We start from the raw sequence: 14,687 nt of genomic DNA, 5'->3' as shown, positions 1-14,687 counted from the left end.
TCACGCACCATCCGCTGACCACCACCCCCTCGAAGAGAGACACCGTTGTCACACCAGGTATTCGCACACACGCCGCCGAACGGTTCGACCGACGGCGGCGCGATCCCGAACAAGATCGGCCTGACGGTCAATCCGTGGTCGGGAAAGCAGCTCCTGCGCTCCGATTTCGAGGAGATGCGCGAATTCCTCGATGAGGCCGCGACCGCCGGATTCGGCTACGCCGAGCTCGGTGGCTGCGGCCTCGGGGTGGTGATCGGCGGACGGGTGCAGCGCTCCCGGCTGGCGGCGCTACGCGACGCGCTCGCCGATTGCCGACTCCGGCTGACCCTGCACAGTTCGTGGCATTCGTCCGGACGGACCGGCAATCTGCTCGACACGGGCTCCGCCTCCGCGCAGCAACTCGGTCTGCTGGCGGATCTGGAGGTGGCCGCCGCGATCGGCGCCGAGGTGCTGGTCTACCACGCCGGAGTGCTGCCGAACCTCTACAGCGACGGTGCGGCACTCACCGCGGGCATGGCGACCGAGCGCACGATGCTGCGCGAGCTGGCCGACGAATCCGGCGCGCGCGGGGTCACGATCGCCGTCGAGAACCGGGCGCCGGGTCCCGCGGTACTCACCCGCCGTTCCTACGGGATGCGCCTGGACATGGTCGCCGAGCAGGTGCAGCAGATCGATCACCCCGCGGTGACGATGTGCCTCGACGTCGGCCACGCGTACCTGTCGGCCGGCTACCTGAACTACGACTACCTCGCCGCGATACGCGAGGTCGCCCCGGTTGTCGGCCATGTTCACCTGCACGACAATTTCGGCCGGATGGCCCGCCAGCCCGATGCCAGCCCGTACGAACTCGAACTCCTCGGTGAGGGCGATCTGCACCTGCCACCCGGCTGGGGCACGATCCCGCTGGCGGAGGTCCTGGCGACGTCGTTCCCCCGCGATCCGGCGATCATCATCGAGATGCGCCACGCCCGCCATTACGCGGAAGCCCTGGACACCACCCTGCGGATGCTCGGTGTGCGAGCCCGTTCATGACGCTCACCAAGACCCCCGAGGTAACGCCGAAGGCGCGCGTGGCCGAACGCCCCGCCGCGACCGGGCTCGCCTGGCTGTACTTCTCGCCGACCATGCTCTCGATCGCCGTGTGGGTCTACGGTCCGCTCGTGTTCACCGCGGTGCTCAGCTTTCTGGACTGGAACCTGGTGTCCCCCGACATCGAGTTCAACGGTCTGAAGAACTACGAAACCCTCATCACCGAACCGGAATTCGGCAACGCGGCCTGGAACACGCTGAAGTACGCGCTGTTCGTGCTGCCGTTCGCGACGGTCGTACCGTGCGCGCTGGCCATCGCGCTGTGGAAGCGCCCGGGCCGGGTCAGCGAGTTCTACCGGATGCTGTTGTTCCTGCCGGTCGTGCTCGCGCCGGTCGCCAACGCGCTGTCGTGGCAGTTCATTCTGGACCCGCTGTACGGCATCGTGAATCAAACGCTCGGATTCGTCGGAGTGGAGCCGGTCAACTGGCTCGGTGACCCGGCCACCGCGTTGCCGACCATCGTCGTGGTCACGGCACCGAAGGTGGTGGCACTCAACACTTTGCTGTTCGGAGCGGCGCTGGCGAATCTGGACCGTCGCATCGTCGACGCCGCGCGCCTGGACGACGCCACCGAAGGTGAGATCACCCGGTCGATCATCCTGCCGCAACTGCGTCGCCCGATCATCCTGCTCGGGATGCTGTCGATGGTGGTGGTGTGGCCTTGGCTGTTCACCAATATCGGTGTGCTCACCCGTGGCGGACCCAGCAATGCCACCGACAACGTCTACTACCGGCTCTACACCTACGGTTTCACCTTTTTCGACGCGGGCACCGCATCGGCGGCGGCCATCGTCATCGCGCTCGCGTTCGGGCTGCTCCTGACCGTCCACACCCTGCTCTCGAGGAGATTCCGTGCGACGCGGTGACGCGATCGGCAGACACCTGCTTCTGATCACAGCCATTGTGCTGATGCTGTTCCCGGTGGTCTTGGCGCTGACCACTTCCTTCAAACCGGTGTCGACGATCTTCGATCTGAACCCGCTCCCGTATCCGGCCAGCCTGGAGAACTACGAGATGGCGGTAGGCCGGTTCCCGATCGGGCGGCTGCTGCTCAACACGTTCATCATGGCCGCCGGCGTCACCATCGCGACGATGCTGGTCGCACTGCCCGCCGCCTACGCGCTGGTGCGTTTCGACAAGGCCCGCGGCCGTGGCTTCGTCCTTGCGGCCGTCGGTATTTCGCTGCTGATCCCGCCGCAGGCGCTGATCATCCCGCAGTTCCTGATGACCGCGAAGCTGGGCTGGCAGGGCCACACGATCGGGGTGATCATCCCGCAGCTCGGTGTCAGCGCGCTCGCGGTGCTGTTGCTGCGCGACCACATTCGTTCGGTGCCGCAATCGCTGATCGGTGCGGCGGTGCTCGAAGGCGCCACGTCGTGGGAGATCCTGCGCCACGTGGTGCTCGGCGTACTGCGCCCGGCCTTGGGCGCGGTGGCGATCCTGCTGTTCATCAGTACGTGGAACGAATTCCTGTGGCCGCTGCTGGTGATGCCCGATCCGGAGGACACGACCATCCAGCCGGGTCTGGCCCTGTTCCTCGGTCCGGAGAGCGCGGAGTACGGCCCGATGCTCGCCGCGGCGATGCTGGCATCACTGCCGGTCGTCATCATCTATGTCCTGGCGTCGCGACGGATCGCGGACGCCTTCCTTCATTCAGGGGTTCGGTAATCGACATGACCAGTCTCAGTGTGAGCGAGCCCCCGGTGCTGACCACCGAGCTCGATCTCTCGGCCGGCGTGGTGCTCGACGGCATCACCAAGCAATACGACGAGGACCGCCCGGCCCTCGACGTCGACCTGCTGCACGTACCCGGACAATCGCTGACCGTGCTGGTCGGCCCGTCCGGCTGCGGCAAGTCGACCGCGCTCGGCGTGGTGTCGGGCCTGATCACCCCCACCGCGGGACGGGTGCTCATCGACGGCGCCGACGTCACCGAGGTGGCGCCGGGACGACGCGGAGTCTCGATGGTGTTCCAGGATTTCGCGCTGTACCCGCACATGACCGTCGAGCGCAATATCTCCTTCGGCCTTCGGCTCGAGGGCAAGCACAACCGCAAGTCCGGGCTGGACCGCACCGAGATCGAACGACGGGTGGCCGGCGCGTGCGACAGCCTCGGACTGAGCGAACTGCGCCACCGCAAGCCCGCTCAGCTCTCGGGCGGTCAGCGTCAGCGGGTCGGGCTGGCCAGGGCGATCGTTCGGCAGCCGAAGGTGCTGCTGCTCGACGAACCGCTGTCCGCGCTCGACGCGCAGCTGCGCCAGCAGGCCCGGGTCGAGCTGGTACGGCTGCATCGCGAGCTCGGCAATACCGTCGTGCTCGTCACCCATGACCAGCTCGAGGCATTGTCGATGGCCACCCACCTGGTGGTGATGAACAACTCGCGGGTGTTGCAGGTCGGTAGTCCGGCGCAGGTGTACCGGCGACCGGTCGATCTGTTCGTCGCGACGTTCCTGGGTAGCCCGCCGATGAACCTGGCGACGGTGACGATGAACGAAGCCGGGGACGAGATGACCGGGCGCGGACTGGAAGTACTGATCCCCCAGGCTGTCCCCGGTGTTCCCGCCGAACTGAAACTGGGCTGGCGGCCCGGTGACGGCACGCTCCGTGACCACGACGGCCCGGGCTTGCTCGTGCACGGTGTGGTGGAGCTGGTCGAGTTCACCGGTGACTCCAAGATCGCGCAGTGCACCGGCGAATCGGGCCGCTGGGCCGTGACGCTGCCCGCCAACGATCCGGCCCCGGCCGTCGGCGCACGGATCCAGGTGTTCGTCCCGGCCCACCGGCTGCACCTGTTCGACCCCGACACCGGCTCCCGGATAACGGAATTCGATGCACCTGCTGATCACCAACGATGACGGATACCGCGCGCCGGGGCTCCTGGCGTTAGCGGAAGCCGTGCGGGCGCTCGGCATCGACGCGACGGTGGTAGCACCGAGCGGTCCGATGTCGGGCGCGAGCCAGTCCCGGCGCAGTGGCGTCGCGGTGGAGTGGGAGTGGGCGGCGCCGACCGCCGGAATCCCCACGATTCACGTGGGGTCGACCCCGGCGGCCTGCGTGGTGTTCGCGCTGACCTCCGGGGTCATCGCGCCGGTGGATCTGTGCCTGAGCGGGGTGAACGCGGGCGAGAACATCGGCGCCACACTCAATGTCAGCGGCACCTACGGTGCCGTCCAGGAGGCGGGAGCGCGCGGGGTGCCCGGCATCGCGCTCTCGCGCGAGTTCGGTGGTCCGTGGAACGCGCCGCACGATTGGGATTGGAGCTGGGTCCCCAAGGCGACAGCCGGGGTACTCACCACGCTGCTCACAGCGCGGGCAGGCTGGTTCACCGCGAACGTCAACCTGTCCGGCACCGACCGGGGCGCGGATCCGGCCTACACCAGGGTCAGCCGCGCGCTGTACTACACCGATGTCTTCGACATCGCCCAGGGCGCCATCCTCAGCACGATCGGTTACCGTGCCGAGGATCTGGCGCCCGACGACGACATCCACGCCTTCGCCGAACAGCGGCGGACCAGCATCACCCTCGTCCGGCGGGCTTGAACGGTTCGGACCGCAACGCGGTCTTCACGACCTTCCCGCCGGGGTTGCGCGGCAACGGCGCCGTACGCACCGAGAAGTACTGGGGCACTTTGAAATCGGCGAGCCGTTCGCGCAGGTAGTCGAGCACGGCGGCTTCGTCGAACTCGACACCCTCGACCGGCACCACCACCGCGCCGACCTTCTCGCCCATCATGTCGTCGGGCACCCCGACCACCGCGGATTCGCCGATGCCCGGGGCCCCGGCGAGGGCGTTCTCCACCTCGACGCAGTAGACGTTCTCGCCGCCGCGGTTGATCATGTCCTTGGCCCGATCGGCGATCGACACCAGTCCCCGCTCGTCGATGCGGGCGAGGTCACCGGTGCGCAGCCAGCCGTCGACGAAGGTCGCGGCGGTGGCGGTGGGGTTGTTCCAGTATCCGGCGACGACAGTGGCACCGCGGATGAGCAGTTCGCCGACTCCGCTGACCGGATCGGGCGCGTCGATGGCCAGGTCGATGATCGGCGCGGCGAACCCCACCGATTCCGCGTGTTCGGTGGCCCATTCGTGGGGCAGGTAGGTCGCGATGGACGAGGTCTCGGTCAGACCGAACCCGTTGGCCAGCCGCGCGTTCGGAAAGTGCCGGGCGATCTCGGCGACCAGCGCGGGAGCGACCGGCGCGCCGCCGTAGGCGACCCGGTTCACCGCGCTCAGATCGAAGTCGGCGAAGTCGGGTTGCCGGAACGCGAGGTAGTAGATGGCGGGAGTATTGGTGAGCGAGGTGATCCGCTCGTCGACGATCGCCCGCAGGAAAGCCTGAATCTTGAACTGCGGCAGGATGATCGTGCTGCCGCCGATGGCCAGCTGGGGAATCAGCTGACTGTTGCAGGCGGTGACGTGGAACAACGGCACGGAGACCAGGTTCCGCAGGGTCGGGCCTTCGTCGGCGGCGATGTGGGCGAGCCGGCGCACGTTCTCCACGGTGGACAGCAGGTTGCGATGCGTGGTCATCGCCCCCTTGGGTCGTCCGGTCGTCCCGCTGGTGTAGAAGATCGCGGCCAGGTCCGTGGGGCCCGCGCCCTCGTGGACGTAGGGATCGCCCTGGGGCAGTGCTTCGTTCGGCCGCAGACTGAACGCGGCATCGGAATCGGTCAGGACATAATCGATTTCGGGGTCCGCGAATCGGGTGTTGACCGGCACGGCAACCGCACCCGCGAGCACGGTTCCGAGAAAGCCGACCACCCACTCCGTTCCGGCGTTCAACAAGATGGCGACACGATCGCCCGGCTGGATTCCCTTGTCCCGCAACCCACCGGAGACCTCGGCGGCCCGGTCCCACAGTCGCCGGTACGAGAGTCGCTCGCCACCGATCTCGACGACGGCTTCCTGCTCGGGCCACGTCTTCACGGTGCGGCGCAGCATGTCCACCAGGGAATCGGGCAGGTCGGCGTAGTGCGCGACACCGTGCTCGTCGCGAAAGATGCCGGCGGTCTCGAACGGTTGCACGGTCATCGCGCACCCTGCGGGTCCAGCAGCGCGGCGAGGTTGTCCTCGGCGAAGAAGTCCCGGCCGCTGAGCCCGCCCGCCATCATCCGGAACCACTGCTGCGTGTGCTTCGCACTGCTCGGCAACGCGCGCATCACCTCGACGTGCTTGTCCGGCAGCACCAGTCGCGAGGACTCACAGGTGAACCGGTACATCGGCTTGCTCGACCGATCCCGCTGCGCCTGATACTCGGCGAGCGCTTCGTCGAGTGGCCGCGCCGCCGACAGCCCCTCGTGCGCCCGCTCGGCGAGCAGGTCGGCGTAGGTGAACGCGTCACTGATCCCGAGCCCGGTGAAGGGGTCCTTGTGATATCCGGCGTCGCCGACCAGCGCCCACCCAGGGCCGTGCGATTCGCGGTAGAAGTTCTCCGGGTAGCGGGCGATGTAGAACCGTTCGTCGCGTTCGCCGGTGTCGAGCAGTTCGGCGAGGTCGGGCGCGGTTTCCTTGAACGCCAACGAGAAGTTGGCCTCGACATCGGTGCGGAACGGCGCGAACCGGTCGACGTATTGCACACACCAGATCAGCGTCTTGCCGTCGTTGGTCGGCCAGCCGCCGACCGCCTGCTTGTCGCCGATCCGCAACTGGCTCTGCATGTTCAGGCCGGACCAGTAGGAATAGGCGGTGAAGGTCTCCCCCGGGATCACGTCGTATTTCTGGGCCCCGGTGAGCTGGGCGACGGTGGACGCGTATCCGTCGGCGCCGATGACGAGGCGAGCGTGTTCGGTCACCGTTTCGCCGTCGCGGTCGCGACCGACGATGCCGGTGACGAACTCACCGTCGCGCACCAGATCTGTCACGGTGACGCCTTCGCGCAGATCGACCCCGGCCTCGCGGGCGGCATCCTGCAGCAGCTTGTCGAGCACGATGCGCCGCGGCGCGTAGGTCTCGGCGATACCGTCGATCGGGTCGGAGAAGCCGGAGAAGTGGGCATCGGCGTAGGACATGGTGATCGAGTGGATGGGCGTGCAGCCGGTGGCTTTCAGCCGATCGAGCAGGCCCCAATCCCGCAGTCGCGCCAGACCACTCTGCCGCAGCATGTGGGTCGACACGGCATCCTTGGGAAACAGCGCCTGGTCGACGCATAGCACCCGGTAGCCACGCCGCGCGAGCAGCATCGCGACCGTGGCGCCGGCGCAGCGCGCGCCGACAACAATGACATCGTGCACAGTTTTCGACCTTTCAGGCATCGAGCACGAGACGGTCCGTGCGCGCTCGGGAAACGCAGATCATCATGGTTTTGCCCGACTCTTGTTCGGCCGGGGTGAGCACCGAATCACGGTGCTCGACTTCGCCTTCGAGCACGGTGGTCTCGCAGGTCGCGCACGTTCCTTCGCGGCACGACCACAGCACGTCGGAGCCGGCCCGTTCGAGTGCGTCCAGGACCGACGACCCGGCCGGTACTTCGATGGTCCGGCCGGAACGGTTGAGCACGACGGTGGTCGGCCGGTCGGGTCCGGTGGCCACGATCTCCTTGGGATGAAAACGCTCGACCCGCAGGGCATCCGCGACACAGTGCTGCTCGACCGCGGCCAACAGCGGCTCGGGACCACAGCAGTACACGAGCGTGCCCGAGGTCACCGGCTCGAGAATCTCGGCCAGTGGCATCAGCCCGACTTCGTCCTGCGCGTAGCGACGAACCCTCGCACCGTAGACGGACAGCTCGCCGGCGAACGCCATCCGCGCGCCGGTGCGGCCGCCATAGTGCAGTTGCCAGTCGGCGCCGCGCTGTTCCAGTTCGCGGATCATCGGCAACAGCGGCGTGATCCCGATGCCGCCGGCGATCAGGAGGTAGCTCGCCGCCTGCGTGAGCGGGAAATTGTTGCGTGGCTCCCGGATCTCCAACAGCGTGCCCGGCCGCACGTTCTCGTGCATCCACGCCGACCCGCCGCGGCCCTGCTCCTCGAGCAGCACCGCGATGCGATAACTGTCCCGATTCGCGGGATCGCCACACAGCGAGTACTGGCGAACGACGCCGTCGGGCAGGACGACGTCCACGTGCGCACCCGGCGCCCACGGCGGCAGTGGCGCGCCGCCGGGGTCGGTGAGCACAAAGGACAGCACGCCCTCTGATTCGTAGGTGATGGACCGAATTCGCACAATCGCGCTGATCACACGACGAGTCTCGCAGGGGTTCGGCGGCCCGCGGGGATTGATACTTTCAACGAATTGCCGGATTGAAATGGGGTCGATCGACTATCGGTGGTCGGCGGGAGAAACGATCAGGAATCGAGAAGTTTCCAGGTCGGCGCCGTGTCAGCATTGTTTTCCATGGATCGACGAAAGGGTTTTCGATGAACATCAGCTGGGTTCGGCGAACTCATCGCGTGCTCGCCGTCGCCTTCCTCGCGGCCGTGCTCATCACGGTGATCGGGTTGTCGCTCAGCGGGCCCGAATGGGTGGTCTACCTGCCGCTCATTCCGCTCGCCGGGCTGTTCCTGTCCGGTGCGTCGATGTTCGTACGGCTCTTGCGCGGCCCGCACCGGCTGTCGGCGTTCGGCGGCAGTGCTGGTCGCGGCCGTCAGGTGCATCGCTGGTCGGCGGTGGTGTTCGTCGTCACCGTTGTCGCCACGGTGATCGCGCTGGCACAACCGGAGCCGATCGTGTGGATCTCCTACCTCCCGCTGATCCCCCTCGCCGGGCTCTTCCTGTCCGGCTCGTTCATGTTCGTGTCGCCGCTGGTACGGGCGCGGCGCGCCCAGTAGTGGATGACCCGTCAGCCGATGTCGACCACTCGCGCCCATGCGGGTGGGCTGTCCGGGACGTAGTCCGGGTCGTCGTGGCGCCACGCGCGTTCTCGGCGGAAGAGTCCGACGACGGTTCGGCAGGCCGGTTGGTGGGAGGGCCAGGGGGTTTGGCCGTCGGTCAGGGCGACGAGGACGTCCGGCCGGGTGCGCAAGGCTTGGGTGAAACCGGTGCGCAAGTCGGTGCCGCCACCGCCGATCAGCGTCATGCCCTCGGCCTGGCACAGCGGGTGGGCGATTCTGGCCGCCGCGTCGCAGGAGAACACGGTGACCAGGTCGCGGCGGCCGCCGACGGCGCGGATGATGGCGGCGACTTCGAGCAGGGCGCTGCCCAGCTCGTCGTCGCTGACCGAGCCCGAGGTGTCGATGACCACGCTGACCTTGGGTGGGGTGCGACGCAGGCTGGGCAACACGATGCCGGGCAGTGCGGTGCAGCGGCGGGCGGGACGCCGGTAGGTGTAGTCCTCGCCGACTCCGGGAGCCGAGGCGGCCGCGCGCAGTGCCGCGCCGAGCAGGTCCCGCCACGGCTGGGAAGGATGCAACGCCTCCTTCGCCCAGCGTCGCCACCCCTGGGGCGCGTCTCCTGGACGCCCGACGATGCCCTGTGCCACAAGGAATCGGACGCCGTCGCGCTGCTGTTCGCTGAGACCGTCCGCACCGTCGGGTCCCAGCTCCCATTCGCGGTCCGATCCGTCCGCGCCGCTGCCGCAGTCGAGCCACGCCATGTCTTCGGTCAGCCGCCCGAGGCGGAACTGACCCAGGTAGTCCTCCATGAGTTGCCCAGGGTCCAGCCCCAATGTGCTGGGCAGCACGGCGCCCTCGGGCCAGACCAGCCCGTCACCGAACGCGTCATCGTTGATCTCGGCGTCCGCGGCGATGTTCATCCGCAGCCGCTCCCCCGGACCGGTCAGGTCGTGGGCGTGCGCGTAGCGGTCGCTGCGCGCGTGATGGTCTCGCAGCAGGTGCGAAACCTCGTGCACCAGGATCGAAGCCAGGTCTTCCACCGGTGTGCAGTCGACGAACCGTGGCGAGACGTAGCACCGCCAGTGTTTGTCCACGCCCATCGTCGGCACCCTTGGCGACTCGACGATGTGCAGCGCGTACAGCGCGGTCGCCAGATAAGGACGGGCCGAAACAGCGTGCAGCCGTGCGGCATACAGCTTGCCGAGATCCAGTCCGTTGGTATCCGCTGTCATCGGCCCGCCTTGACGGCAACGCGGGCCGCGGCGCGATCGGCACTCTGCGACACCGACACCACCCCGGCGAGTTGTTCGATCGCCGCGGGCACCTCCCAGTTCTCGCGGCGCAGCGTGGCCAGCGTTGTCGCGGGAACAACCACCAGGTCGGGTGCTCCGGTTTCCACGGCTTTCACCAGCAGCGACCAAGCCGCGTCCCATCGAGCCCGCTCCGGTCGTTTGCGCACCGCCGCCACCACACCGTCGAGAACGGCCTGGCGCAGGTCGCCCCGAGTCGGCAGTTCAGCGGCGACAGGATCGGCCAGCAGTGCTTCCGGATCGGGCAGATCCATCCGATCGATGCTGGTGAGCAGTTCGAAACCGGGCCCGTCACCGACGGTGCCGCGGATCAACTGCGACAGCACGTCACGGCTCGCGTCGGCCGCGGTGGCGAAGGCGATCAGCCGCACGGTCATCTCCCAACTCCGTGGTGACGCCCAGGCACCGCCCCGCCGGGTTTCGGTGGTGGGCATCTGGTGCACGAGCTTGGGCCGAGCCGCGAGCAAGGTGCATACCGCGCGACGGGCGAAGGCGACCGCCTCCGGCAGGCTTTCGGGAGCGAGCCGAGGCAAGGTCGCGTGTGGCCAGGTTCCGCCGAGGCCGCGGACGACGACGTCGTGCTCGTGAGTCCACTGCAGGTGCACGAATCGGTTCGCCAGCGGCGGGCTCAGCTCCCAGCCGTCGGCCGCCGACGAGCGTGGGTTGGCGGCCGCGACGATGCGCACACCCGGCGGCAGTTCCAGTGCGCCGACCCGCCGTTCGAGAACAACGCGCAGCAGCGCGGCCTGCACGGCGGGCGGTGCGGTGGACAGTTCGTCGAGGAACAGCAGACCGCGCCCGGCCCGTACGAGTCGAACCGCCCAGTCCGGCGGCGCCATCGGTACGCCCTGGGTCGCGGGGTCGTCGCCGATGATCGGCAGGCCGGAGAAGTCCGACGGCTCGTGCACACTCGCGATCACCGTGGTCAGCGGCAGGTCAAGGGACTGCGCGAGCTGGGTCAGGGCAGCGGTCTTGCCGATGCCCGGCTCACCCCACAGCAGCACCGGCAGATCGGCGGCCACGGCCAAGGTGAGCGCTTCCAGTTGCGTGTTGGTGCGCGGCTCCGTTTTCACCGTACCCAGCAGGGCGAGGAGTTCGCCCGCGACGTCGAGCTGGGAGTCGGTGGCGCGAATCGGGAGCGACGGGCAGAGGGTATGAACAGACATGTGTGAATCACCTTTGGGTTCAGAAGAATTCGATGGACGAGAGCAGGTGGAGCGAGCTCGACCGCAGGGTCGGACGAGACAGCACGAAGGTCAGCAGCGCGACAAGACGCGCCCTGATGGCCCGGACGGCAACTCAGTGCAAGGTCAGGTGCCTCGGGCGGGGGCGACGACCCTTGCGGTCGTACCGATCGGGAGGGATGTGGCCGCGACCGGGTGCGGGTAGGCCGGCCCGGAACAGGCCATAGGTGATCCGTTGCCGCACAGCAGCTTCGAGTGCGTCGCGAAGCGGTCCGTCGCGCAGCACCGCGTCGGCGCCGAGCTTGCCTTCGACGATGGTGAGGGCGCCGTCGATATCGCCATGGTCCAGGCGATCGCAGACGCCGGCGAGCCAATCCGGTTGGCGCAGTGATCGGTCGATGGCCTGAAGGCAGGCCATCGGTGTTCCGGTCAGGGCCGCCAGCAGTTCTTCACGCCGGATTTCGGCGGGGTCGTGATCCAGGGCGGCGAGCACGCCGTTCACCAACCCGATCCGGTGGCGTTCACCCCGGCACTCCACGATCCGATGACCGGCGGCGGTAGTCCCGGATGTCTCGGTCGGCGCGCCGTCACAGCCGAGCGCCGAGGCGACCAGCGGATGCAGTCGATCGGCGCCGATCACGCCCGCTCGCAGCAACTCCAGATCGGGGAGCACCCAGGTCGCCGCGTCGGGTAGCACCGGAAGGGCGGAGATTCCGCCGCGCGGGTGTTCTCGCGAAATCCGCACGGCGAGTGGGTCGTCCGCACGCACGTCCAGAACGACACGCTTCCGCGCACCACACCGCACCAGCACCAACCCGGATCGACGCTCACCGGCCCGCAACAGAATCCCCGCTTCCTCCGCCCACCGGTCGACGGCGCAACCCGGCGGCACCGTTGCGGGCACAGCATCCCCGAGATCGCCGTCGTCGCCTGTCGCGAGCCTCTGTGCGGCGAATTGTGCTGCCCCAGAACGGTGTCGCAACTCCCCTGCCCTGCGCGAATCCCACAGGTGCCGGTGCAGGTCGAGTCGGTAGCGACTGTTGGGTCGGGGATGTGGGTGCATGCGCGCGCTGGTCGTGGGGCACGTCATGTCCCACAGCGCGAGGCTGATCCGCTGTCCGGCAGCCGCCCAGGCCGGTGGCGTACGGACCACCAGATACACGGAATCCGCACCGTCACACTGCGTTACGTCACCGGCCGCGCTGTCGAGACCGGTGACGCTCCCGGATTCGTAGCGAGCCAGCACCATCGTCAACCCGGGTCGCAACAGACCGTCCGGCGCGATTCTGGGAAGATGCCAGCGCAACAGGTCCGGTGCCAGATACCGCAGGTCGGCCCGTACCCGAGCGGCGAGTCCTCGCCCGTGGGTCCGCGCCAGCGCCCGCAGATCCACATCGAGATCGACATGCGCAGCGGCGCAGGCCCCCGACCAGTCGCCGACGAGCCGCCGTGCGGTGGCGGCCTCGATCATGGCGGACGGCACAGCGAGTTCGCGCACACGCAGCCAGAGGTCGAGGCGCGCATCGTCATAGGACGTACGGGAAGACTGCGGATTTTCGGTGAATTCCCCGCGTTCACGCGGGAGAGAAGCCGGTTCGATGACCGGCGTGGGGCTCAACGGCCCGGGCGCAGAACGCCCTTTCGACTCGATGTCATGTCGCCAGTATGCACAACAACGCGCGACCCGACAAGCGGTGGTGGTCGCCTCGCATGCGCTGCCACCGAGTCGACGAGGCAGGCGGGCCCCGGTCACAGACCAGATGCCCGCCTTGCCGGAGGGTCGCTACCGCGCGTCGGTGAGCTCGCGCGTGTCGGACTGCGCACCCAGCTGCGGGTAGGTCGGGTATTCGATGCCCGAGATGTACTGCACGGTCCGCACCACCTGGCACGAGTAGCCGAATTCGTTGTCGTACCAGACGTAGAGGATGGCGGTGTCACCCTCGACGATGGTGGCGTTGGCGTCGATGATCGAGGCCGCGCGCGAGCCGATGAAGTCGCTCGAAACCGCGTCGGTGGCGGCGGTGTAGTCGAGGTTGCGGCTCAACGGGCCCGCCAGGGATACCTGACGCAGGTACGCGAGCACGTCTTCCTTGGTCGTGTCCTGCTTCAGCTGCAGGTTCAGGATCGCGACGGAGACGTCCGGGGTGGGCACGCGGATCGAGTTGCCGGTGATCTTGGCCTTGAAGTCCGGCATCGCCTTGGCCACCGCGGAGGCGGCGCCGGTCTCGGTGAGTACCAGGTTGAACGGCGCGGAGCGACCGCGACGATCGGCCTTGTGGTAGTTGTCCAGCAGGTTCTGGTCGTTGGTGAACGAGTGCACCGTCTCCACGTGCCCGCGCACGATGCCGAACTCGTCGTCCATGGCCTTGAGCGGCGGCACGATCGCGTTGGTCGTGCAGGAGGCGCAGGAGAAGATCTGCTGCGACAGGTCCAGGTCGCGGTGGTTGACGCCGTGCACGATGTTGGGCACGTCACCCTTGCCGGGCGCGGTGAGCACGACCTTCGCGATGCCGGGGCGCAGGTGCTGCTCCAGGCCGTCGCGGTCACGCCAGCGACCGGTGTTGTCGATCAGGATCGCGTTGTCGATGCCGTAGGCGGTGTAATCGATGGTCGTCGGGTCATCGCTGTAGATGAACTTGATGACGTTGCCGTTCGCGGTGATCGTGTCGTTGTCGGTGTCGACCTTGATCGTGCCGTTGAAGTGCCCGTGCACCGAGTCGCGACGCAGCAGCGACGCTCGCTTGGCCAGGTCGTCGTCACCGCCCTTGCGCACGACCACCGCGCGCAGGCTCAGACCGTTGCCCGACCCGGCCTTCTCGATCAGCAGCCGGGTGACCAGCCGCCCGATCCGCCCGAACCCGTAGAGCACCACATCACGCGGTCCCTGTGACACGGCCTTGTTGCCGTCGCTCACCTCGGCCAGCACCGAGGTGGTGAACTCCTCGACCGACAGGCCCCGCTCGTCGGCGTGAAATGCCATCACCAGCTGTCCCAGGTCGATCTTGCACGGTCCCAGATCCAGCCGGCTGATCACCTCGAGGAACGGCAGGGTCTCGTCCACCGACAGCTCTTCGCCGCCGATCTGCCGCGCGAACCGATGCGTCCGCAGGATGCTGATCACCGACTTGTTCACCAGCGACCGGCTGTGCAGCAGAATCGTCACACCCTTGCTGCGGTACAACGTCCCGATGATGGGAATCATCGCCTCCGCCGCAGCTTCCTGAGCGTTCCAGCGATCAAGTTGTTCGGTAGTCAACACACGTCCTCTGGGTTCATCGATATTTCCGCTGCATCGATGCTAGTGAGCGCGGAATTTTCACCGTGGGCCACTCCCCAC

13 protein-coding genes are annotated in these 14,687 nt (G+C 67.7%); 6 read left to right on the top strand and 7 right to left on the bottom strand.

Annotated features, from left to right (window positions below; translation table 11 throughout):
* Positions 1-45 precede the first annotated feature (45 nt).
* Genes ACWF99_RS07785 through ACWF99_RS07765 form a run of 5 tightly spaced genes read left to right on the top strand, consistent with a single transcriptional unit; the run spans position 46 to position 4,629 of the window.
* Positions 46-1,032: a sugar phosphate isomerase/epimerase family protein gene (locus ACWF99_RS07785; RefSeq protein WP_452535411.1), complete on the top strand. Its 987-nt coding sequence runs from the start codon at positions 46-48 to the stop codon at positions 1,030-1,032.
* A complete protein-coding gene (locus ACWF99_RS07780) occupies positions 1,029-1,955 on the top strand; it encodes a carbohydrate ABC transporter permease (RefSeq protein WP_452535410.1) in 927 nt (308 codons plus the stop codon). The genes ACWF99_RS07785 and ACWF99_RS07780 overlap by 4 nt, the downstream gene beginning before the upstream one ends.
* Positions 1,942-2,757 (top strand): carbohydrate ABC transporter permease, encoded by an 816-nt coding sequence (locus tag ACWF99_RS07775; RefSeq protein ID WP_378658373.1) that lies wholly within the window; start codon positions 1,942-1,944, stop codon positions 2,755-2,757. Before ACWF99_RS07780 ends, ACWF99_RS07775 begins: the two co-directional genes overlap by 14 nt.
* A 5-nt stretch (positions 2,758-2,762) precedes the next feature.
* Positions 2,763-3,944 carry an ABC transporter ATP-binding protein gene (locus tag ACWF99_RS07770; protein ID WP_452535409.1) on the top strand — a complete coding sequence of 394 codons (1,182 nt, stop codon included), beginning with the start codon at positions 2,763-2,765 and terminating at the stop codon, positions 3,942-3,944.
* Entirely contained in the window at positions 3,919-4,629 is a 711-nt protein-coding gene (locus tag ACWF99_RS07765; RefSeq protein WP_378626820.1) for a 5'/3'-nucleotidase SurE, read from the top strand. Before ACWF99_RS07770 ends, ACWF99_RS07765 begins: the two co-directional genes overlap by 26 nt.
* Here the strand turns inward: ACWF99_RS07765 and ACWF99_RS07760 are convergent.
* From ACWF99_RS07760 to ACWF99_RS07750, 3 genes are read right to left on the bottom strand one after another with little or no spacing between them, the layout of a single operon-like run.
* Positions 4,607-6,118, bottom strand: a complete 1,512-nt coding sequence (locus tag ACWF99_RS07760) for a class I adenylate-forming enzyme family protein (RefSeq protein ID WP_452535408.1) — start codon at positions 6,116-6,118, stop codon at positions 4,607-4,609. The two genes, ACWF99_RS07765 and ACWF99_RS07760, sit on opposite strands and share 23 nt — an antisense overlap.
* A complete protein-coding gene (locus ACWF99_RS07755) occupies positions 6,115-7,317 on the bottom strand; it encodes an FAD-dependent oxidoreductase (protein ID WP_452535406.1) in 1,203 nt (400 codons plus the stop codon). Before ACWF99_RS07755 ends, ACWF99_RS07760 begins: the two co-directional genes overlap by 4 nt.
* Before the next feature lie 13 nt (positions 7,318-7,330).
* A complete protein-coding gene (locus ACWF99_RS07750) occupies positions 7,331-8,263 on the bottom strand; it encodes a PDR/VanB family oxidoreductase (RefSeq protein WP_378626815.1) in 933 nt (310 codons plus the stop codon).
* A gap of 179 nt (positions 8,264-8,442) precedes the next feature.
* On the opposite strand from ACWF99_RS07750, the gene ACWF99_RS07745 reads away from it, so the two are divergent.
* Positions 8,443-8,853, top strand: coding sequence for a hypothetical protein (locus ACWF99_RS07745; protein ID WP_378626813.1), 411 nt, complete (start codon positions 8,443-8,445; stop codon positions 8,851-8,853).
* An 11-nt stretch (positions 8,854-8,864) separates the two neighbouring features.
* On the opposite strand, the gene ACWF99_RS07740 is transcribed toward ACWF99_RS07745, so the two are convergent.
* The 4 genes from ACWF99_RS07740 to ACWF99_RS07725 form a co-directional block, all read right to left on the bottom strand.
* Positions 8,865-10,088: a vWA domain-containing protein gene (locus ACWF99_RS07740; RefSeq protein ID WP_452535404.1), complete on the bottom strand. Its 1,224-nt coding sequence runs from the start codon at positions 10,086-10,088 to the stop codon at positions 8,865-8,867.
* Complete coding sequence (locus tag ACWF99_RS07735; protein ID WP_452535402.1) at positions 10,085-11,332, bottom strand: AAA family ATPase; 1,248 nt, start codon at positions 11,330-11,332, stop codon at positions 10,085-10,087. Before ACWF99_RS07735 ends, ACWF99_RS07740 begins: the two co-directional genes overlap by 4 nt.
* A gap of 133 nt (positions 11,333-11,465) precedes the next feature.
* Positions 11,466-12,968 (bottom strand): hypothetical protein, encoded by a 1,503-nt coding sequence (locus ACWF99_RS07730; protein WP_452535400.1) that lies wholly within the window; start codon positions 12,966-12,968, stop codon positions 11,466-11,468.
* Between the two features lie 165 nt (positions 12,969-13,133).
* Complete coding sequence (locus ACWF99_RS07725) at positions 13,134-14,552, bottom strand: glyceraldehyde-3-phosphate dehydrogenase (protein ID WP_378628298.1); 1,419 nt, start codon at positions 14,550-14,552, stop codon at positions 13,134-13,136.
* Between the last annotated feature and the right edge of the window lie 135 nt (positions 14,553-14,687).

It is taken from the genome of Nocardia sp. NPDC055002, assembly GCF_053608825.1.
Note: the sequence above shows the minus strand (reverse complement) of the source record. Positions and strands in the feature narration are given on the sequence as shown.